Below are 21131 nucleotides of genomic sequence, written 5' to 3'. Positions count from 1 at the left end.
TTCGGCCCTTTCTGATCCCACCCCCCCCCCGTCGCCCCCCCCGCTCCCGCCGCCCCCCCCCCCCCCGCCCGCCCCCCCCCCGGGGGGCGGGCCCCCCCGCCCCCCCCCCCCCCCCCCCCGGGGGGGGGGGGGCCGCCCCCCCGGGGGCCCCCCCCCCCCCCGCGGCTCTTGTTTCCGTGCCGGCGCATTGCCGGCCCGATCACGCGATCAGGCGGACTTCCGGCTGTCGCGCGGGTGCACGGCGATGTTCATGGCGCCGGAGCGCAGGACCGCCAGCCTTTCGGCCAGCACTTCCTCCAGCTCCTCGCGAGTGCGCCGCTCCATGAGCATGTCCCAGTGCGTACGCGCCGGCTTGCCCTTCTTCTCCTCGGGGCCGTCCCCGTCCACCAGAAGAGCCTGGCTTCCGCAGACCTTGCACTCCCACTCCGGCGGGATCTCCGCCTCGACCGAGAAGGGCATCTCGAAACGATGCCCCTTCTCGCATGCGTACTCCACCGCCTGGCGCGGGGCCAGATCGATGCCGCGGTCGGTCTCGTAGCTGGTCACCACGAGGCGCGTGCCGCGAAGAGCTCGCTCACTCATGAATCGTGCCTCCCGGGCTTGTCGCCCACAGGACAGGTGTCGCTGTCGTCGTCATCCGGTCAACGTCCGGTCGGCGGTAAAGATTCCCGTTGCGGGTCATGCGTCGCCCGTCGTGCCGCCCCTTTTTGTACCCACCAATGCCCGGTTTGTCACATCTGGCAGAAGATGTCACCCAGCGTCGTTGCTTCTTCGGCGCGCAGTAACGGTCCGCCTGGCAGGCCAAAGGCGTACACTACCGGACTTCGGCTCCGTGGCTAAATCCGGTCGGGTACCGGGTTCCCCACGGCGGCCACCGCGCGCCGGACGGGCACCCGCGCCAGCAGGGCGAAACCCAGCCCGAAGAAGACCACCAGCGAGATGATCGCGTCCCGGTAGCTGCCGGTCACCTGGTACGCCAGGCCGAAGACGAGCGGCCCCAGCCAGCTCAGCCCCCGGTCGCTCATCTCGTACGCCGAGAAGTACTCGGCCTCCTTGCCGCGCGGCACCAGGTGCGAGAAGAGCGAACGCGACAGCGCCTGGCTGCCGCCCAGCACCAGCCCGATCGCCGCCGCGAGCGCGTAGAACCAGACGGGCGCGCCGGCGGGCAGGAAGTACGCGGCCGCCAGGATCAGCGTCCACACGGCGAGCGACCCGAGGATCGTCCGCTTGGCCCCGTACGCGCGCGCCAGGCGTCCCATGCCGAGCGCGCCGGCCACCGCCAGGACCTGCACCAGCAGCACCGCCGTGATCAGCGTCGTCTGGTCCAGGCCCAGCTCCTCGGAGCCGTAGATGGAGGCCTGCGATATCACCGTCTGCACGCCGTCGTTGTAAATCAGGTACGCCAGCAGGAAGGACAGCGTGAGCGGATGGCGCCGCATGTCGCGCAGCGTCCCCATCATCTGGCGCCACCCCGACCCGACCGCGCCCTCGCCGCCGACCGTGCCCTCTCCGCCGGCCGCCGCCACCTGCCGGTCGCGCAGCCTGCGCAGCGGTATCAGCGTGAAGGCGCCCCACCACAGACCGGCCGACGCCAGGCAGATCCGTACCGCCTCCGACTCCGACACTCCGAAGGAGTCGTGCCCCGTGTACAGGACGAGATCGACGACCAGGACGAGCGCCCCCGACGTGTAGCCGAACGCCCACCCGCGCGAGGAGACCGCGTCCCGCTCATCCGGCTCCGCGATCTGCGGCAGATAGGCGTTGTACAGCACCATCGAGACGGCGAGCGAGGCGTTCGCCACGATCAGCAGGAACGCGCCCAGCAGATAGCGCTCCCCGTCCAGGAAGAACAGCCCCGTCGTCGCCGCCGCACCCAGGTACGCGGACGTCGCCAGCAGGGGCTTCTTGCGGCCCGTGCGGTCGGCCACCGCGCCGGCCAGCGGCATCACCAGCACCGCGAGGACGACCGACACGGACACCGCGTAGGCGAAGACCGAGCCCGCGCGGACCGGGATGCCCAGGGGGTGGACGAATCCGTCCGCATCGGCGGCCGCCTTGGCGACCGACGTCAGATACGGGCCGACGAACACCGTCAGCACGCTCGTCGAATAGACGGAGCACGCGAAGTCGTAGAAGTACCAGTCCCGTTGCTCGCGTATCCGGTCTGCCCGGTCGGCGGTTCCGACGGTCACGGCCGCCCCCCTCGTTCGTCCCCGTGGTGAGACGGCCCGGGCCTCAGACCCACACTCCCCGGTCGGTCAGCACCGTACGCAGCGTCTCCAGATGATCGGTCATGATGCCATCCACCCCAGGTCGAGCAGGGCGGCCATCCGTTCCGGATCGTTCACCGTCCAGACGTGCACCTGAAGGCCCCGTTCGTGCGCGGCCCTGATGAACCGCCGGTCCACCACCCGCACCCCGCCCTGGCTCTCCGGCACCTGCGCCGCCACCGCGCCCCTGCGCAGCGCGGCCGGGATCCCGTACGAACGCAGCCGCAGCCCCAGCACCCCGCGCACCCCGTACGAGGTGGCCAGCCGCGGCCCCGCCAGGCGTACGGCCCTGGCCACCCGGCCCTCGTCGAAGGAGCCGACGCAGACCCGGTCCCAGGCGTCCGCCTTCCGGATCAGCTCCAGCAGCGGCAGCAGGGCGGCCTCCGCCTTGACGTCCACGTTCCAGCGGGCCTCGGGGAACTCCTCCAGCAGCTCCTCGAAGAGCGGCAGCGGCTCCTTGCCCGCCACGCGGGCCTCGCGCACCACGCTCCAGGGCAGTTGTGCGATCCGGCCCCGGGTGTCCGTCACGCGGTCCAGCGTCGGGTCGTGGAAGGCGACGAGCCGGCCGTCGGCGGTGGTGTGCACATCGGTTTCGAAGTAGCGGTAACCGGCCACGGCGGCACGCCGGAAGGCGGCCACGGTGTTCTCCAGGCCGTCCGCGGCCCCGCCGCGATGGGCGAACGGTATGGGCGACGGGTGATCAAGGTAGGGATGGCGAGTCACCGCCGCAGTATGGCCCGCTTTGGTGTCCGGCCGGCTACCACCGTGCTGCTGCCCGGGGCCGCCGGGACGGCGAAGACGCGCAGGAACAGCTGGGCGAGCGGTCCGATCGCCAGGGCGTACGCCACCGTGCCCACCCCCACGGAGCCGCCCAGCAGGAACCCGGCGAGCACCACCCCGGCCTCGATGGCCGTGCGTACCAGCCGGATCGACCGGCCCGTCCGGCGGTGCAGCCCCGTCATCAGCCCGTCGCGCGGGCCGGGCCCGAGCCGGGCCGCGATGTAGAGCCCGGTCGCCACACCGTTGAGGACGATGCCGGCCACCATCATCGGGACCTGGGCCACCAGGCCGTGGGCGGTCGGCAGCACCGCCAGGGAGGCGTCGATGGCGACGCCGAAGACCAGCACGTTCGAGACGGTGCCGAGCCCCGGCCTCTGCCGGAGGGGGATCCACAGCAGGAGCACGACGACGCCGACGATCATCGAGACCACGCCGATCGACAGCCCGGAGCGTTCCGCCAGGCCCTCGTGGAGCACGTTCCAGGGCTCCAGGCCCAGCCCGGCGCGCACGAGGAGGGCGGAGCTCACGCCGTACAGGATCAGGCCGACGTAGAGCTGGACAAGGCGCCGCGGCAGACGCCGCCCGCGCAGGCCGCTCGTGAAGGTGATGGACAAGGTGTGCCCCCGGAGTGGTGGTAGTGGACTGGCTCATGTCACTCTGGGTGCGGGAATTGGACTCCAACCATGGCCAATTCCGGGAAGGTGGACTGAATTCCATGACCGAGTGGACCTCCGCAGTGGGCGCGGCCCAGCTCGCCCGGCAGCTGAGCGCCCAGCAGCCCCGTCCGGCCGGCCCCGGCGCCCGCAAGCCGCCCGCCTATCGCGCGCTCGCCGACGGCATCCGGCTGCTGGTCCTGGAGGGCCGCGTCCCCGTCGCCGCCCGCCTCCCCGCCGAGCGCGAGCTGGCTCTCGCCCTCGCGGTGAGCCGCACCACCGTCGCCGCCGCGTACGAGGCGCTGCGCGCGGAGGGCTTCCTGGAGTCCCGGCGCGGCGCGGGCAGCTGGACCGCCGTACCGGCGGGCAACCCGCTGCCCGCGCGCGGCCTGGAGCCGCTGCCGCCGGAGTCCCTCGGCTCCATGATCGACCTGGGCTGCGCGTCGCTCCCGGCGCCCGAGCCGTGGCTGACCCGCGCCGTCCAGGGGGCGCTGGTCGAGCTGCCGCCGTACGCCCACACGCATGGCGACTACCCGGCCGGGCTGCCCGCGCTGCGGCAGATGCTCGCCGACCGGTACACCGCCCGCGGCATCCCGACCATGCCCGAGCAGATCATGGTGACGACGGGCGCGATGGGCGCCATCGACGCGATCTGCCACCTCTTCGCCGGCCGAGGCGAGCGCATCGCCGTCGAGTCGCCGTCCTACGCCAACATCCTCCAGCTGATGCGCGAGGCGGGCGTCCGGCTGGTGCCCGTCGCGATGGCCGAAGGCCTGACCGGCTGGGAGATGCCCCGCTGGCGCCAGGTGTTCCGCGACGCCGGGCCCCGCCTCGCGTACGTCGTCGCCGACTTCCACAACCCCACCGGCGCCCTCGCCGACGAGGACCAGCGCCGCCAGCTGGTGGACGCCGCCCGCTCCGCCGGGACGGTGCTGGTGGTCGACGAGACCATGACGGAGCTGTACCTGGAGGAGGGGCTCCGGATGCCCCGCCAGGTCTGCGCCTTCGACCCGGGCGGCAGCACGGTGATCACCGTGGGCTCGGCCAGCAAGGCCTTCTGGGCCGGCATGCGCATCGGCTGGGTCCGCGCGGCGCCCGACGTGATCCGCTCCCTGGTCGCCGCCCGCGCCTACGCCGACCTCGGTACGCCGGTGCTGGAGCAGCTGGCCGTCACCTGGCTGATGAGCACCGGCGGCTGGGAGGAGGCGATCGGCCTGCGCCGCGCCCAGGCGCGCGAGAACCGGGACGCCCTGGTCGCGGCGGTCCGTAGGGAGCTGCCGAGCTGGGAGTTCGACGTCCCCCTCGGCGGCCTCACCCTCTGGGTCCGCACCGGCGGCCTCTCCGGCTCCCGCCTCGCGGAGGTCGGCGAGCGGGTGGGCGTCCGCGTCCCCTCGGGCCCCCGCTTCGGCGTGGACGGCGCCTTCGAGGGCTACGTACGGCTGCCGTTCACGGTGGGCGGCCCGGTCGCCGACGAGGCGGCGGCCCGTCTGGCGGCGGCGGCCCGGTTGGTCGAATCCGGCGCCCAGGGAAGCCCCTCCGGCGAAGCGCCGCGCACGTTCGTCGCCTGACGCGGAGGGGGCTCCGCCTGGCCGCCTCTCAGCCGGTCGTCGTCTCCCGGGGCCTGCCCGCGAGGTGCTGCAGCCGCACCGTGTCCACGGTGCTCTGCGGCTCCGGGAGCAGTTCCAGCACCGCCTGCCGGTGCGCCTCGCTCGTCGCGTCGTCGTACGGGTCGGGCGTCGCCGGCACCTGGAGCCGCAGGACGGGCCCCGTGCCCAGCCGCGCGTACCCCCTGCCCGGCGGCACGCTCGGCGGGGGCGTGGTGTGCGGCGCGGCGCCGAGGACCGCCTCCACCTGCTCGCGGGAGGCCGGGCCGAGGACGATCCGCGCGCGCGTGTGGGTGCGTACGGACTCGGTCAGCGCGTCCACGCCGTCGAACTGCTCCGCCACGACGACGGTGACCTGCACCGCCCTGCCGTGCCGCAGCGGCACCTGGAGCAGCTCCTGGGGGTCGGTGCGCCCGTCGGCCGCCGCCAGGTGGCCGAAGACGGCCGGCCGGTCGACCAGGATCCACAGGGGCCGCTTGGTGTCCTCGGGGGCCGGGCGCCCTGCCTGCCGGGCCCGGTTCGCCGCGATCAGCCGTCGCTCGGTCTCGTGCGCCGCCCACTCGAGGCTGGTCAGCGCCCCGGCGAGCCCGCACTCGACGCCCAGCACCCCGGCGCGCCCGGTCAGGCAGGCGTACTCGCCGGTGCCGCTGCCGTCGACGACGACCACGTCACCGTGGTCCAGCGCCTGGAGGGCGAGGGAGCGCAGCAGGGACGTGGTGCCGCTGCCGGGGGCGCCGACGGCGAGTAGGTGCGGCTCCGTCGAGCGCGGCCCCGTCCGCCACACCACGGGCGGCGCGTCGCGCCGTTCGTCGCCCGCGCGGACGGGCATGGTCCGCTGCACCGCGTCGTCGTCGGTGAACCCCAGCACGGTCTCACCGGGCGCGGTCACGAACCGCTGCGCCGCGATGGTGGTCGGCAGCGCGGGCAGCACCCTCATGAGGAGCTGGTTCTCCTCCTCGTACCACTGGAAGAGGTACTCGCGGCCGCGCCCGGACTTGGCGTGCAGCAGGTGCTCGATCCGGGCCCGTGCGGCGGCGTCCCCGTCGGGGAAGTACGCCGGGTAGGCGATCCGCAGCCGCGTCGGCCGCCCGTCCGCGTCGAAGTCGAAGTCGCTGAGGGCCTTGCTCCACTCCCCGCCGTGGGCGAAGAGCGGAGCGGGGTCCTCGGGTACGGAGAAGTGGGGCACCAGGGCCTCGTAGAGCGCCTTCAGCCGCTCCTTCTCCGCCTCGTCGGGCCCGGTCTTCACGACCGGGCGCTCGCGCCCGTGCCACGCCGCCGCACCCATCACCGACACGAGCGCGAGCAGCGGCCCGTACGGCGCGAGGGCGACGACCAGGACGCAGGCCGCGGCGAGGAAGAGCGCGGGACCGCGCCGCTCCTTGGGGGTCGCCGCCCACTTGGCGCGCCCCGCCGCGGCCAGCCTCCGCAGACCACGGGTGATCGTGATCAGCGGATGGAGGACGTCCGTGGCGCTGTCGGTGGCCGTTCGGGCCATTTCCCGGCTCCGTGCGATCCGGTCGCTGCCGATGCTCAGCACGCGTCTGCTCAGCACGCGGCTGCTCGGAATGCGGGGGAGTGGTCGCCGGGCCACGTCGTACTCCTGGGGGCCTGAAGGGATGGAAGGGGTCGTGGGCGTCGGCGTCAGAACTTGATCCCGCCCAACAGGCTGGCGAGGCTCGCGCCGCCCGCGGTGATGCTCGGGGCGATGGCGGTACCCGCCAGGTAGAAGCCGAAGAGGGCGCAGACGAGGGCGTGGGAGGCCTTGAGCCCGTCCTTCTTGAAGAAGAGGAAGACGATGATGCCGAGCAGTACCACGCCGGAGATGGACAGGATCATGAGGTTCTCCTGGGTGAGGGGACAGTCACCTTGAGTACTTCCAAGCTCACAACAAGTATCTATGCGACAAAAGATGCAAATGGGTGAAATGTCGGTCTTTTCACTTGAGCGGCGTACACCGGACGTGCACCGGGCTCCTGTCGTCCCCGCCGGGACCGCCTTCCGGTGATCTTTCCCACGGCCTGGCAGGGTCGGCCCGAGGCACGGGCAGTACCCTGTCGGTTCACTTGCACGGCGACCCGCCGTGCGTACTGGTTCCACCCGAGTCCGCGCAGGTCAGCACGGCCGGCGCGGGTGCGGGTCAATGACGTGAAAGGCGGTCCGTCCGATGAGTGAGACTCCGGACCCCGAGGTGATCGAGCTGGCGTCCAGGATCTTCGACATGGCGCGCCAGGGGGACGCCGAGACGCTCGCCGAGTACGTCGACGCGGGCGTGTCCCCCAACCTCACCAACGACAAGGGCGACTCCCTCGTGATGCTCGCCGCCTACCACGGCCACGCGGGAGCCGTGGAGGCCCTCCTCACCCGCGGTGCCGACCCCAACCGCGTCAACGACCGCGGCCAGACGCCCATCGCGGGAGCCGTCTTCAAGGGCGAGGACGACGTGGTGCGCGCCCTGCTGGCGGCGGGCGCGGATCCGGAAGCGGGAACTCCGTCCGCGGTGGATACCGCCCGCATGTTTGGGAAGGCGCACCTGCTGGAGCTGTTCGAGTCCCGGTGAACGGGCACTGAACTCCAGGCGAGAAGGGTGCCGTAAATGTGGTCGCGGTGGCGAAATGGCTGGGTCATCATGACGTCGGGCCCGCAGGGGGCCACCGACGAGAGGCAGAGGAAGATGGTCGACACCAAGCGGAAGACGACGAGCGGCTCCACATGTTGCTGCGCGGCCTAGGTACCCACCGTTCACCGGGGACCCCCGGTTGCGTCGACAGCTTGATGTGAGGCATTTTCCATGTTCGATCCGGTCATAGCGCCGAGCGGTACGCTGCTCGGCCTGTTGCAGAGGGGCCGCGGCGACGGCACGCTGCACGCGCTCGCCGCGCCACGCGCGGAAGCCCTCGCCGCCCTCAACCACTGTGTGCTGAACGACCCGCGCCAGGACTGGCAGGTCGAGAACCGCTCCCTCTACTACGCGCGCCTCTACCTGGATCTGCACGGTGGACTCGACGCCGTCGAGGCCCACCTCTTCAGCCCGGAGGATCACCTCGACACGGACGAGTCCCGCACCGGACTCGCCCTCGCCGTACTGGGCCACCTCGCCTCGTACGGCCGTGAGGACGCCCTCGCGCTGCTGCGCGGGTACGCCGCGACCGGCGCCAACTGGACCTGGGCCCTCGACGAGCTCGCGCTGCGCGACGACGACTCCGCGCTGCGCGCCCTCGCCGAGCCCGTGCTCGCCCGCTTCCCGGCCACCCCGGAGGGCGACGCCGAGCTCGCCGCCGCCGTACGCGACGCCTTCGAGCCCCGCCCGTGGCGGCTGTGGGCCGAGGACCGGCGGGACGCCGTCGGCGCCCGGGTGCGCGCCGCCCAGGAACGCGGCTGCTTCGACCGCTGGCAGCGCCAGATGCGCCCCACGGGCCCCCGGCCAGGCTGGAGCGTCCAGGCGGTCTTCGACTGGGCCCAGGAGGGCCTGGAGCGCGGCTCCGTGCTCCACGTGCCCGCCGCCCGCTGCCTCACGGCCGTCGCGGGGCCCGAGGACCGGGCCCTGATCCTCCAAGCCGCCCGCAGCGGCTCGGACGGCGCCCGCTGCGCCGCCCTGCACTACCTGGCGGAGGCGCGGGACCCCGCCGTCCTGGACCTGGTCGAGGCCGCCGCGGGCGACGGCTCCCGTACCGTCGCAGAAGCCGCCGTCGCCGCCTTCGAGCGGATGTGCGGCGAGGCGGCCGTCGACCGGGCACGCGGCTGGGCCCAGCGGCCCGACGCGCTCGGCAGCTCGGCGGCCGGCGTGCTCGCCTCCCGGGGCGGCGCCCAGGACGCCGCCCTGGTGCTCGGCGCCCTGCGCGAGGCCGTACGGACCCACGGCCCGGACGCGCCCGCCCTCTACCCGCTCGTCGACGGGGCCGGCCGGCTCGGCATCGCCTGCGCCGCACCCGTCCTGCGCCACATCTACCGGGAGACCGCGGCCTCCCAGCTGCGCGGCCGCACGGCCCGCGCCCTCGCCGCGACCGACCCCTCCTTCGCCACCGGCTTCGCCGTCGAGTGCCTGTGGGACTGCGAGGAGACCACCAGGGAGATCGCCGCCCTGCACGCCGAGACCGGGGACGTACGCGTCGCCGAACGGCTGCGCCACCTCGCCGCCGACCCGGCGGAGGAGGACGAGGTGCAACTGGCCGTGCGCAGCAGGATCGGACCGGACGCACCCACCGGCTGACCGCCCGGGGGAAACGCCCACGGGACGTTCTCCGCGCGGAAAGATCCAAGTCGGGCCCACCACCCCGGGCCTGACGACAACACTCGTATACGTGTCCACAGCCGTATGCGTGTCGTCATCGTCACCGAATCCTTCCCGCCCGACGTCAACGGGGTGGCGCACCGCGCCCTCCAGACCGCCCGGCACCTCGCCCTGCGCGGTCACGAACCCCTCGTCATAGCCCCGGCGGTGGCCACGGGTACCGCCGGGGCCGACGGGGCCGGCTGCGCCCTGCCCGGTGGTACGGGTGCCTCCCTGCCGCTGCCCGGCTACCCACAGGTCCGGGTGGCCCTGCCGAGCCGGCGGGTGGCCGCGGCCATCGCCGCCCACCGCGCCGACCTGGTGCACCTGGCCGGACCCTTCGTGCTCGGCGTGCGGGGCATGGCGGCCGCCACCCGGCTCGGCCTGCCCGCCGTCGCCGTCCACCAGACGGACCTGGCCGGATACGCCCGCACCTACATGGGCGCGGGCGAAGGCGCCGCCTGGCGGCGGCTGCGCGCGGTGCACGGCGCCGCCGTACCGCACCCTCGCGCCGTCCACGGCCGCCGTCCGCGACCTGGAGGCCCACGGCGTGGAGCGCGTACGGCTCCGGCCGCGCGGCGTGGACACCGCGCGGTTCCGGCCCGGGCTGCGCGACGAGGCCCTGCGCCGCGGGCCGGCGGAAACGTTCGTCCTGTCCGCCCTGGAGGCCCTGGCCTGCGGCACGCCCGTCGTCGCCAGCGCGTCGTCCGCGCTGCCGGAGGTGGTGGGCGGCGCGGGTGCCGCAGCCGGGGACGCCGGGCCAAGGACGCCCTGGCGGCGGCGCTCGCCGCCGTGTCCCCGGGAGCCGTCGCCTCCGGTGCCGCGCCTCGCAGACCCTGCCCCCGGACGGGCCCCTTGCCAGAATGGGGAGATGAGCGGGCGCTGGGAGTTCTGGATCGACCGGGGCGGCACCTTCACCGACATCGTGGCCCGGCGCCCCGACGGGCGCCTGGTCACGCGCAAGCTGCTCTCGCACGACCCCGAGCGCTACCGGGACGCCGCCGTCGCGGGCATCCGGCTCCTGCTCGGGCTCCGCCCCGGCGAACCCGTACCGGCGGAGCGCGTCCACTCCGTCAAGATGGGCACCACGGTCGCCACCAACGCCCTCCTGGAGCGGCGCGGCGAGCCCACCGTCCTCCTCGTCACCGAGGGGTTCCGCGACGCCCTGCGCATCGCCTACCAGAACCGGCCGCGCATCTTCGACCGGCGCATCCTGCTCCCCGAGGCCGTGTACGACCGCGTCATCGAGGTCCCCGAGCGCATCGACGCCCACGGCACCGTCGTACGCCCCCTGGACCTCGCGCCCGTGCGCGCGGGGCTGGAGCGGGCCCGCGCGGACGGGCTGCGCAGCGCCGCGGTGGTCCTCATGCACGGCTACCGCCACCCCGGCCACGAAGTGCGGACGGCCGAGGCGGCGCGCGAGGCGGGCTTCGCGCAGGTCAGCTGCTCGCACGAGGTGAGTCCGCTGATCAAACTCGTGCCACGCGGCGACACGACCGTCGTCGACGCCTACCTCTCGCCGATCCTGCGCCGGTACGTCGACGAGGTCGCGGCCGAGCTCGCCGGCGTACGGCTGATGTTCATGCAGTCCAACGGAGGGCTGCGGGAGGCCGCGCACTTCCGCGGCAAGGACGCCGTGCTGTCCGGCCCGGCGGGCGGTGTCGTCGGCATGGCCCGCACCTCCGAACAGTCAGGCTACGGGCGGGTCATCGGCTTCGACATGGGTGGCACCTCCACCGATGTGTCGCACTACGCCGGCGCGTTCGAGCGGGAGCTCGGCACCCAGGTGGCCGGGGTGCGGATGCGCGCGCCGATGATGAGCATCCACACCATCGCGGCGGGCGGCGGCTCGGTCCTCCACTTCGACGGCCGCCGCTACCGGGTCGGCCCCGACTCGGCCGGCGCCGTCCCGGGGCCCGCCTGCTATCGGCGCGGCGGCCCGCTGACCGTGACGGACGCGAACGTCATGCTGGGGCGGGTGCAGCCGGACCACTTCCCGGCGGTCTTCGGACCGGACGGGGACCAGCCGCTCGACGCCGACGCGGTGCGCGAACGCTTCACCGCACTGGCCGAGGACGTACGGCACCGCACCGGAGTCCCCCGTACGCCCGAGGAAGTCGCGGCCGGCTTCCTGGAGATCGCCGTCCTCAACATGGCCAACGCCGTCAAGAAGATCTCCGTCCAGCGCGGTCACGACATCACCCGCTACGCCCTGACCAGCTTCGGCGGAGCCGGCGGACAGCACGCCTGCGCGGTCGCCGACGCCCTCGGCGTCGACACCGTCCTCGTCCCACCCCTGGCCGGGGTCCTCTCGGCCTACGGCATCGGCCTCGCCGACGCCACCGCCATGCGGGAGCGGTCCGTCGAGGCCGAACTGGACGCGGCCGCTCACGCACACGTGCGCGACCTCTGCGCCGAGCTCGCCGCACGCACCAGGGAGGAGTTGCGCGCCGACGGGCTGCCCGACAGCGCGATCGGCACCCACGCGCGCGTGCTGGTGCGTTACGCCGGGACCGACGCGAGCCTGCCCGTTCCGCTCGGCTCCGTCGAAGCCGTACGGCAGGCGTTCACGGCGGCGCACCGCGCGCGGTACGGGTTCACCATGGACAAGCCGCTGGTGGTGGAGGCCGTCTCGGTGGAGGCGGTCGGACGGGCCGGTCCGCACGGACCGGTGGCCGCCGAAACCGCCCACCGTACGGGCAGACTGGAACCGCGTGCGACGGTGCGGATGTTCGTGAACGGCGAGCCCCGCGACACCCCGCTGTACCGGCGCGAGGACCTGCGGCCCTCCGACACCGTGCCCGGCCCCGCCATCATCGCCGAGGCCGACGCCACGACCGTCGTCGACGACGGCTGGCAGGGCTCCGCCACCGGCACCGGCCATCTGCTGCTGACCCGCGCCCGCCCCCGGCCGGGCCGGACGGCCGTCGGCACGGACGTCGACCCCGTCCTGCTGGAGGTCTTCAACAACCTCTTCATGGCGATCGCCGAGCAGATGGGCGTCCGCCTGGAGAACACCGCCCACTCCGTCAACATCAAGGAGCGGCTCGACTTCTCCTGCGCCCTCTTCGACGCCGAGGGCAACCTCATCGCCAACGCCCCGCACATCCCGGTCCACCTCGGCTCGATGGGCGAGTCCATCAAGGAGGTGCTGCGCCGCAACCGCGGCACCCTGCGGCCCGGCGACGTGTACGCCGTCAACGACCCGTACCACGGCGGTACGCACCTGCCGGACGTGACCGTCGTGACGCCCGTCTTCGGGCCGGCGGGCGCTCTGCGGTTCCTGGTGGCCTCCCGGGGCCACCACGCCGAGATCGGCGGCATCACCCCGGGCTCCATGCCCGCCTTCAGCCGCACCATCCAGGAGGAGGGCGTCCTCTTCGACAACTGGCTGCTCGTACGGGACGGACGCCTCCGGGAGGACGAGACCCGGCGCCTGCTGACGGAGGCGCCGTACCCCTCCCGGGACCCGGACACCAACCTCGCCGACCTGCGCGCCCAGATCGCCGCCAACGAGAAGGGCGTCGAGGAACTGGAGCGCATGGTCGACCGGTTCGGCCTCGACGTCGTCCACGCCTACATGCGGCACGTACGGGACAACGCCGCCGAGTCCGTACGCCGCATCGTCGCCGGGCTGCGCGACGGCGCGTGCCGCTACGAGACGGACGGCGGGGCCGTCATCCAGGTCGCCGTGCGCGTCGACCGCGAACGGCGCCGCGCGGCCTTGGACTTCACCGGCACGTCCCCGCAGCAGCCCGGCAACACCAACGCGCCCACGTCCGTGGTCATGGCGGCCGTGCTGTACGTCTTCCGGACGCTGGTCGAGGACGACATCCCGCTCAACAGCGGCTGCCTCGAACCCCTGGACGTGCTCGTCCCGGACGGCTCCATGCTGGCGCCCGCCCACCCGGCGGCCACGGTCGCCGGGAACGTCGAGACCTCGCAGGCGGTCACCGGGGCGCTGTACGCGGCGCTCGGCGTCCAGGCGGAGGGCTCCGGCACCATGAACAACGTCACCTTCGGCAACGACCGCGTGCAGTACTACGAGACGGTGGCGAGCGGCTCGGGCGCGGGCGACGGCTTCGACGGGGCCGACGCCGTCCAGACCCACATGACCAACTCCCGGCTCACCGACCCCGAGGTCCTGGAGTGGCGCTACCCGGTCCGGGTGGACGGCTTCGCCGTGCGGCCCGGCAGCGGCGGGCGCGGCCGGTGGCGCGGCGGCGACGGCGTCGTGCGCCGCATCCGGTTCCTGGAGCCCATGACGGTGGCGCTGCTGACCGGACACCGCAGGGTGCCGCCGTACGGCATGGCGGGCGGCGCGCCGGGCGCCCTCGGCGAGAACGCCGTGGAACGCGCCGACGGCACCGTCGAACGGCTCGGCGGGGTCGACGTGGTGGACGTCCGCCCCGGCGACGTCCTGGTCGTCTCGACACCCGGGGGCGGCGGCTACGGGACACCCCCGGACTGAACCACGAACCGGACCGGCGTCCCCGGCACGGCCTGCGCCGCGGCCGCCAGGTCCCGCTCCCGTACCACCGCCACCACCGGATAGCCACCGGTCGTGGGGTGGTCGGCGAGGAACACCACGGGCCGCCCGTCCGGCGGGACCTGGACCGCGCCCAGGACCATGCCCTCACTGGGCAGTTCGCCGGGCACGGCACGCTCCAGGGGCGGGCCCTCCGTGCGCAGCCCTATCCGGTTGCTCGCGGGGGACACCCGGTAGGGGGCCGTGGCCAGGGTGCGCAGCGCGGTGTCCGCGAACCAGCCGTGGCGCGGGCCCAGGCGCACCCGCAGGACCAGCTCCCGTGGCGCGCCGGGCCAGGGCGCGGCGTCGTACAGGGCCGTCGCCCCGGACGGCGCCCGGCCCAGCGGCAGCACGGCCCCGTCCCGCAGCGGCGCGGGGCCGAGACCCGAGAGCAGGTCCGTGGAGCGGCTGCCCAGCACCGGCTCGGCGGCCACGCCCCCGGCGAACGCCACGTAGGAGCGCAGACCGCGCACCGCCGCGCCCACCTCCAGCACGGCACCCGCGGGCACGCGTACCGCCGCGCCCCAGGCCGCCGGCCGCCCGTCCACGGTCACCGGGCACGGCGCGCCGCCCACCGCGACGGTCACCGCGCACCGCGGCCGTACCGCGCAGCCGTTGACGGTCGTCTCCAGCACCGCGGCGTCCACCGGATTGCCGACGAGCCGGTTGACGAGCCGGCTCGCGTACGGATCGAGGGCACCCGAGCGCGGCACACCCAGGTGGGCGTGGCCGAACCGCCCCTGGTCCTGCACCGTGGTCAGCGCCCCGGCCCGGACGACCGCGAAGGCACGGTCGGTCATCTGCCCCCCAGGCGGTCGCCGGGGCCGGACTCGGGAAAGAACCGCACCCGGGTGCCCGGCGACAGCAGCGCCGCCGGCTCCCGCGCCGGGTCCCACAGCACCAGGTCCGTCGTCCCGATCAGCTGCCAGCCGCCCGGCGAGGAGCGCGGGTACACACCGGTGTACGCGCCCGCCAGCGCCACCGAGCCGGGCGGGACGGCGGTGCGCGGCGTGGACCGGCGCGGCACCTCGTACCGCGCGGGAAGGCCGGTCAGATAGCCGAAGCCCGGCGCGAAGCCGCAGAACGCCACCCGGAACTCCACCCCGGAGTGGATCCGCGCCACCTCCTCGGGCTCCACGCCCCACAGCGCCGCCACCACCGCCAGGTCCGGGCCGTCGTACCGGACGGGGATCTCCAGCAGTGGGTCCGCGCGCGTGTGCAACGGCTCCACCTCCCATCGGGCGACCTGTTCGGCGAGGCGCCCCGGGTCCTCCACGCCGTCGAGCAGCACGGTCCGCGCCGCCGGCACGATCTCCCGTACGGCGGGGAGCGCGCCGGACGCACGGCGGCGCAGCACCTCGGCGTGGAAGGCCTGCGCCTCCTCGCCGCTGCCCAGCTCCACCAGCAGGGCCCGCTCGCCCACGGCCAGCGTCCTCATACGAACGCCTCCACGCGCACACCCGACTCCTCCAGGCGGGAACGGACCTCGCGCGCCAGCTGCACCGCGCCCGGCGTGTCGCCGTGCAGGCACAGGGAGCGGGCGCGGACCGCGACCTGCCGACCGCACCGGGAGACGACCTTCCCGAGCGTGGCCATGGACACGGACCGCTCCACCACGGCCGCCGGATCGGTGATCACGGCCCCCTCCTCGCGTCGCGGTACGAGCGTCCCGGCGGCGGTGTACGCGCGGTCCGCGAACGCCTCCGCGACGACGGGCAGCCCTGCCTTCCCCGCCGTCTCGTGCAGCCGGGAGCCCGGCAGCCCGAGCAGGGGCAGCCGCTCCCCGGTCAGCAGCACCCCGTCGACCACGGCCCGGGCCTGCTCCTCGTCGTGGACCACGCGGTTGTAGAGCGCGCCGTGCGGTTTGACGTACGACACGCGTGTCCCGGCGGCTTTGGCGAACACGTCCAGGGCGCCGATCTGGTAGGCCACTTCGGCGGCCAGCTCGTCGGCGGGCACGTCCATGGAGCGCCGCCCGAAGCCCGCCAGGTCGCGGTAGGAGACCTGGGCCCCGATCCGTACCCCCCGCTCGGCCGCCAGCGCGCACACGCGCCGCATGGTGACCGGGTCCCCGGCGTGGAAGCCGCAGGCCACGTTGGCACTGGTGACGACGGAAAGGAGCTGTTCGTCGTCCGTGAGGCGCCAGCGGCCGAAGCCCTCACCGAGGTCGGCGTTGAGGTCGATCGAGGACCGGGTCATGGTGATGTCTCCTTGGGATGGCGTCAGGCGAGCTCGCGGCCCCGGGTCTCGGGCAGCCCGAGCAGGGCCAGGACGGCGATGCCGTACCCGACCGCGCCGAACACCAGCGCACCGCCCACGCCCCAGCTGTCCGCGAGGAAGCCGACCAGCGTCGGGAAGAAGGCGCCGACCGCGCGGCCGGTGTTGTAGGTGAACCCCTGCCCGGTGCCGCGCACCGCCGTCGGATACAGCTCCGCCAGGAACGAGCCGAAGCCGCTGAAGATGGCCGACATGCAGAAGCCGAGCGGGAAGCCGAGCACGAGCAGCAGCCCGTCGGCGCCGGACGGGATGTTGGTGTAGGCGAGGATGCACAGCGCGGACAGGAAGGCGAAGATCACGATGTTGCGCTTCCGGCCGAGCCGGTCGGTGAGGTAACCACCCGTCAGGTACCCGAGGAAGGCGCCGGATATCAGGAAGGTCAGATAGCCGCCGGTGCCGATGACCGTCAGTCCCCGGTCGTCCTTCAGGTACGTCGGGACCCAGGTGGCGAGGGTGTAGTAGCCGCCCTGGACACCGGTGGACAGCAGCATCGCGAACAGCGTCGTCCGCAGCAGCCCCGCGCGGAAGATCGCGGTGAAGGAACCGCGCTCGCGGCTCGCCGCGCGGACCTGGGCGACGTGCGGCGCGTCCTCGACGTTCCTGCGGATCCAGATCACCAGAAGGGCCGGCAGCGCACCGGTCCAGAACATCACGCGCCACGCGGTGTCCGGGTCGAGGAAGTGGAAGACCAGCGTGTAGACGATGACCGCGAGCGCCCAGCCGGCCGCCCACGCGCTCTGGATGCCGCCCAGCGTGCGGCCGCGGTGCTTCGCGGAGGCGTATTCGGCGACCAGGATGGCGCCCACCGCCCACTCGCCGCCGAAACCGACGCCCTGGAGGGCGCGGAAGACGAGCAGCGTCTCGTAGTTGGGCGCGAAGCCGCACAGGACGGTGAAGAGCGCGTACGTGACGACCGTGATCATCAGCGCCTTCACCCGGCCGATCCGGTCGGCGAGGATGCCGGCGAGCACGCCGCCGAGCGCCGAGACGACGAGGGTGACGGTGGTGAGCAGTCCGGTCTGACCGCTGGTGAGGCTGAAGTAGGCCGATATCGCCACCATGCTCAGCGGCAGCGTGAAGAAGTCGTAGGAGTCCAGCGCGTATCCGCCGAACGCGCCGCCGAAGGCGCGGCGGCCGCGCGGCCCGAGGGCGCGCAGCCAGGCGAACGCGCCGGTGTCCTCGGGCTGTTCGCCCTGGGTGGCGTGAGGGGTCTGGGTCGTACTCATCGGCACCTCGCAGAGAGGGGAGGAGCGGAGCCGTGCGGTTCCCACAAGGTAGGGGATTGTTGAACGATCCGACAAGGGGGTTGTCCTCAGTTCCGACCTGAGGTTTTCCTTCTACGATGAGCGGGCCGAGGGCGGTGACGGTGCGGGACGGCGGGACGGCGAGAAGAGGTGCGTGGTGGGTGCGACGGGCTCCGAGGCGGCCGGCGGACTGGCGGACGACCGTGCGCTGCTGGGACGTACGAGCACGGCCGAGCGGGTCGCGGACATCCTGCGCACCCGCATCGCCGAGGGCTTCTTCCGGCCCGGCGCGCGGCTCTCGGAGGACAGCATCGCCGGCGCGCTCGGGGTGTCGCGCAACACCCTGCGCGAGGCCTTCCGGCTGCTCACCCATGAACGTCTGCTCGTCCACGAGCTCAACCGTGGTGTCTTCGTACGGGTCCTCACGGTCGACGACGTCGTGGACATCTACCGCACGCGGCGGCTCGTCGAATGCGCCGTCGTCCACGGCCTCGGCAAGCCGCCGTTCGAGGTCCACGGTCTGACCCTGGCGGTCGTCGGTGGGGAGCGGGACGCCCGCGACGGCGACTGGAAGGGCGTCTCCACGGCCAACATCCACTTTCACCGCGAGCTCGTCGCCCTCGCGGGCAGCGCGCGCACCGACGAGCTGATGCGCTCGGTCTTCGCCGAACTCCGCCTCGCCTTCCACATGGTGGACGACCCTCGCGCCCTCCACGAGCCTTATCTCATGCGAAACCGGGAGATTCTGGACGCTCTGCGCGCCGGTGAGCGGGTGAAGGCGGAGCGGCTCCTCGCGGACTACCTCGACGACTCCCGCGACCGGCTGGTCGACGTCTACGCACACCTGGTCGACGCGGACGCCGCCCCCGGCGCCTGACGCGCACCGGCCCCGGGGGAGGTGCCCGGGGCGGCCGGAGCGGGGCCGTCTGCGCCGTTTCGACCGTTGTCAGTGCGAGGACCTAATCTGTGCAACGTGACTTCGCCTGTCTCGACGGATTTCGCTCCGCCCCAGCTCAGCGCGGGGCCGAGGCCTGCTCAGGGCCCGGCCGCCGACGAAGGGCTGGCGCGGCGGCTGCGTGCGCTCGCGTGCACCGCGCCGCTGCACGACCTGGACGCCCGCAAGGCGAACCTGGCGGGGGAGTACTCGGTCTACGGCATGGCGGAGATCGCGCTGGCCGCGATCGACCTCGTCACGCTCAACATGGACTTCGACACCGGCGCCGACCACGAGCAGATCGTCGCCCGGCTGCTGCCCCGGGTCGCCGCCCAGGCTCCGCAGCGGCCCGCCGCCGAGCACGAACGGGTCGCCCGCTGGGTCCTGGAGAACCTGATCAACGTCGGCAGCGTCGACCGCGGCTTCCGCGCCGTGTACGGCATGTTCGGCCCCGACGGCGTCTACGTGCGCCGGGACTACGACTTCAAGCTCATCGAGGAAGTCCCCGGCTACGGCGGCACCGTCTACCTCCGCACCACCGACGAGGCGGTCAACGTCCTCGTCGGCGCGCTCGACACGGACGTCACCAGCGCCCAGATCGCCGCCGAGGTGAAGCTGGAGGTCCTCATCAGCCGCGGCCGCCTCGCCGACGCCCAGCTCGCCGCCGAGCAGGCGCGCTACCGCACCGTGCAGTACGCCGAGACGCTCCGCAAGACGCTGGAGGCCACCCGGCGCAACGTCCGCGCCGTCGACTGGCTCGAGACCGTGCCGGACATGATCGAGGAGGCGCTCGCCCACGTCGCCGACCGGTACCGCCACGAGAACGCCATCCTCACCAACATCCGCAAGGCGCGCGACGAGGCGGAGGACCAGGAGCACAAGCGGCGCGCCGCCGAACTCGTCGACATCGTCAAGGACTGCATCCGCCGCCACACCCAGCTCCAGTCCCGGCTGCTGGAGGCCGGTCCGCTGTTCCGCGCCGAACAGGACCGGCAGGCCTTCGCCACCCCCACCGCCCGCGCGGGCCTCGACCTCTACGGCCAGCTCGTCGCCCCGCTGCTGCCGCTGCCCCTCGAGCAGTCCATCCGCGTCACCGACGCCTACTTCGCGCACGGCACCGGCCTGCGCACCCCCGCCTCCGTCCGCCTCGGTGACCTGGTCGACCTGCTGCTCACGCCGCCGCTGGAGCGCGAGCACCTCGGCGCCGAGATGCCCGAGCCGGACCTGATCGCCACGCCGGACGACAGCCGCTTCAGCGAGGAGCAGCTCACCGCCGCCATGGAGCTGCTCGACCTGGAGCACGACGCCCCGCGCCGGCTCTCCGGACTGCTCGCCGACGCCCGCCGCCGCGACCCCGAACTGCCGTACCTGGTCGCCCTCCTGGCGATCCACGCCGCCAGCCCCCCGGTCGGTACGGCTTACCGGCAGGGCGAGGAGCGGCTGCTGTTCGCCGTCGACGACGGCACCGAGCTGGACGACCCCGAGTTCGGCGGCGCCGACCTGATCGTCGGTACGGCCCTGCTGGACGCGGCGGGCATGGCCGCGGACCGCACGGACGCGACATGACGCGCCGCCCCGCGCCGCAGCGGCGGCGGCCCCACCCCCGTACCCCGCACCACCCCGCCCCCAGCAAGGAGCCCCAGCCGTGAGCGACCACCACGCAGAGCACGCCGACGCGTGGAGCGAGCCCGACGCCCCGCAGGCGTCCGAGCCCGCCGCCTCCGGCACCGTCACGCCCGCCGACGCGGCCGACGCCGCCCGGCTCGTCTCCTTCGGTCTCCAGCCCAAGCTGCTCCCCGCCCGCGACGCCGAGTACGCCGACCTGCTGCGCCGGTACCGCGAGGAGCCCGCCTTCGCCCGCCTCGCCGACGCCGTCGCCACCGGCCTCGGGCTCATCGTCCTGGAGGTCTCCCCGCGCGCCGGCATGGCCGTCACCGCCGGCGAGGACTCCGTCTTCGCCGTCCGCATGGGCGACTACGCCCGCCGTGCCTCCACCGACTCCGCCGACCGGTTCCTCCACGGCCTCGCCCACCTCGCCGTCGCCGCCCTGGCCTTCCCCCGCCCCGAGGACCTCGCCGACGACACCTACATCGGCCGCATCACCGTCAACGGCGTGGACGCCTTCGTCCGCCAGGCGTGCCGCCGCCTGGAGGAGCGCGCCGAGCAGCAGGGCGAGAACACCGACCCGGCCACCGACGCCCCCGGCCTGGAGGCCGCCTGGCGCATCTACGCCCGGCGCAGCGCCACCGGAGCCACCAAGGACGCCCGCCGCCTCGCCGGATCCACCACCGGCATCATCGGCAAGGCGGTCGCCTTCCTCACCGAGTCCGGCTTCCTCCAGCGCACCGGCGACGAGGGCGGCGGCTCGTACCGCACCACCGCGCGCTACCAGCTCCAGGTCCGGGACATGGCGGGCAGCGCCGCCATGGCCGAGCTGCTGGAGCTCGGCGTCGTACCGGTGAGCGACGGCTCCGCCACCCTCCTGCCGCCGCCCGACGGAGACGATCTCGACCTCGTCGCCGACGCCGGCCTGCCCTTCCACGCGTAACCCAGACCAGAAGCGAAAGTCCGCCG

The 21131-nt window shown here is 73.8% G+C and carries 16 protein-coding genes and 2 pseudogenes; 8 read left to right on the top strand and 10 right to left on the bottom strand.

The window, feature by feature from the left end; translation table 11 throughout:
* Positions 1–207: 207 nt before the first annotated feature.
* The 4 genes and pseudogenes from ACIRNI_RS31380 to ACIRNI_RS31365 all read right to left on the bottom strand — a co-directional run bounded on the left by ACIRNI_RS31380 (position 208) and on the right by ACIRNI_RS31365 (position 3658).
* Positions 208–582: an RNA polymerase-binding protein RbpA gene (locus ACIRNI_RS31380; RefSeq protein WP_026278069.1), complete on the bottom strand. Its 375-nt coding sequence runs from the start codon at positions 580–582 to the stop codon at positions 208–210.
* 254 nt (positions 583–836) lie between these two features.
* On the bottom strand, positions 837–2192 hold the full coding sequence (locus ACIRNI_RS31375; protein ID WP_403556695.1) for an MFS transporter: 1356 nt from the start codon (positions 2190–2192) through the stop codon (positions 837–839).
* Positions 2193–2235: 43 nt separating this feature from the next.
* Positions 2236–2993 (bottom strand): annotated as a pseudogene (locus ACIRNI_RS31370) (glycerophosphodiester phosphodiesterase family protein).
* Positions 2990–3658 carry a YitT family protein gene (locus tag ACIRNI_RS31365; protein WP_403556701.1) on the bottom strand — a complete coding sequence of 223 codons (669 nt, stop codon included), beginning with the start codon at positions 3656–3658 and terminating at the stop codon, positions 2990–2992. Before ACIRNI_RS31365 ends, ACIRNI_RS31370 begins: the two are co-directional and overlap by 4 nt.
* 107 nt (positions 3659–3765) lie before the next feature.
* Between ACIRNI_RS31365 and ACIRNI_RS31360 the strand changes: the two genes are divergently transcribed.
* Positions 3766–5271 carry a PLP-dependent aminotransferase family protein gene (locus tag ACIRNI_RS31360; RefSeq protein WP_403556693.1) on the top strand — a complete coding sequence of 502 codons (1506 nt, stop codon included), beginning with the start codon at positions 3766–3768 and terminating at the stop codon, positions 5269–5271.
* 28 nt (positions 5272–5299) lie between these two features.
* On the opposite strand, the gene ACIRNI_RS31355 is transcribed toward ACIRNI_RS31360, so the two are convergent.
* Both ACIRNI_RS31355 and ACIRNI_RS31350 read right to left on the bottom strand, forming a co-directional pair.
* Positions 5300–6898: a hypothetical protein gene (locus tag ACIRNI_RS31355; RefSeq protein ID WP_403556691.1), complete on the bottom strand. Its 1599-nt coding sequence runs from the start codon at positions 6896–6898 to the stop codon at positions 5300–5302.
* Positions 6899–6948: 50 nt separating this feature from the next.
* Positions 6949–7143 (bottom strand): hypothetical protein, encoded by a 195-nt coding sequence (locus ACIRNI_RS31350; RefSeq protein WP_017949565.1) that lies wholly within the window; start codon positions 7141–7143, stop codon positions 6949–6951.
* A gap of 328 nt (positions 7144–7471) precedes the next feature.
* On the opposite strand from ACIRNI_RS31350, the gene ACIRNI_RS31345 reads away from it, so the two are divergent.
* From ACIRNI_RS31345 to ACIRNI_RS31330, 4 genes and pseudogenes are all read left to right on the top strand, one after another.
* Positions 7472–7864, top strand: coding sequence for an ankyrin repeat domain-containing protein (locus ACIRNI_RS31345; protein WP_403556689.1), 393 nt, complete (start codon positions 7472–7474; stop codon positions 7862–7864).
* Positions 7865–8095: 231 nt separating this feature from the next.
* Positions 8096–9514, top strand: a complete 1419-nt coding sequence (locus ACIRNI_RS31340; protein ID WP_403556687.1) for a HEAT repeat domain-containing protein — start codon at positions 8096–8098, stop codon at positions 9512–9514.
* Between the two features lie 105 nt (positions 9515–9619).
* Positions 9620–10205 (top strand): annotated as a pseudogene (locus ACIRNI_RS31335) (glycosyltransferase); the annotation flags it as partial.
* 240 nt (positions 10206–10445) lie between these two features.
* A complete protein-coding gene (locus ACIRNI_RS31330) occupies positions 10446–14045 on the top strand; it encodes a hydantoinase B/oxoprolinase family protein (protein ID WP_403556699.1) in 3600 nt (1199 codons plus the stop codon).
* Here ACIRNI_RS31330 and ACIRNI_RS31325 read toward each other — a convergent pair.
* From ACIRNI_RS31325 to ACIRNI_RS31310, 4 genes are read right to left on the bottom strand one after another with little or no spacing between them, the layout of a single operon-like run.
* Positions 14024–14902 (bottom strand): biotin-dependent carboxyltransferase family protein, encoded by an 879-nt coding sequence (locus tag ACIRNI_RS31325; protein ID WP_403556685.1) that lies wholly within the window; start codon positions 14900–14902, stop codon positions 14024–14026. The two genes, ACIRNI_RS31330 and ACIRNI_RS31325, sit on opposite strands and share 22 nt — an antisense overlap.
* On the bottom strand, positions 14899–15540 hold the full coding sequence (pxpB, locus tag ACIRNI_RS31320; protein WP_403556683.1) for a 5-oxoprolinase subunit PxpB: 642 nt from the start codon (positions 15538–15540) through the stop codon (positions 14899–14901). The genes ACIRNI_RS31325 and pxpB overlap by 4 nt, the downstream gene beginning before the upstream one ends.
* Complete coding sequence (locus tag ACIRNI_RS31315; protein WP_403556682.1) at positions 15537–16301, bottom strand: LamB/YcsF family protein; 765 nt, start codon at positions 16299–16301, stop codon at positions 15537–15539. The genes pxpB and ACIRNI_RS31315 overlap by 4 nt, the downstream gene beginning before the upstream one ends.
* A gap of 23 nt (positions 16302–16324) precedes the next feature.
* On the bottom strand, positions 16325–17605 hold the full coding sequence (locus ACIRNI_RS31310) for an MFS transporter (protein ID WP_403556680.1): 1281 nt from the start codon (positions 17603–17605) through the stop codon (positions 16325–16327).
* A gap of 175 nt (positions 17606–17780) precedes the next feature.
* On the opposite strand from ACIRNI_RS31310, the gene ACIRNI_RS31305 reads away from it, so the two are divergent.
* The 3 genes from ACIRNI_RS31305 (at position 17781) to ACIRNI_RS31295 (ending at position 21105) form a co-directional block, all read left to right on the top strand.
* Positions 17781–18500 carry a GntR family transcriptional regulator gene (locus ACIRNI_RS31305; protein ID WP_403556697.1) on the top strand — a complete coding sequence of 240 codons (720 nt, stop codon included), beginning with the start codon at positions 17781–17783 and terminating at the stop codon, positions 18498–18500.
* A gap of 96 nt (positions 18501–18596) precedes the next feature.
* On the top strand, positions 18597–20123 hold the full coding sequence (locus tag ACIRNI_RS31300; RefSeq protein WP_403556678.1) for a hypothetical protein: 1527 nt from the start codon (positions 18597–18599) through the stop codon (positions 20121–20123).
* Between the two features lie 79 nt (positions 20124–20202).
* A complete protein-coding gene (locus ACIRNI_RS31295; protein ID WP_355367993.1) occupies positions 20203–21105 on the top strand; it encodes a hypothetical protein in 903 nt (300 codons plus the stop codon).
* Positions 21106–21131: the final 26 nt, after the last annotated feature.

Origin of the sequence: Streptomyces sp. NPDC093546 (assembly GCF_044765045.1) — a bacterium.
Taxonomy (GTDB): domain Bacteria; phylum Actinomycetota; class Actinomycetes; order Streptomycetales; family Streptomycetaceae; genus Streptomyces.
Note: the sequence above shows the minus strand (reverse complement) of the source record. Positions and strands in the feature narration are given on the sequence as shown.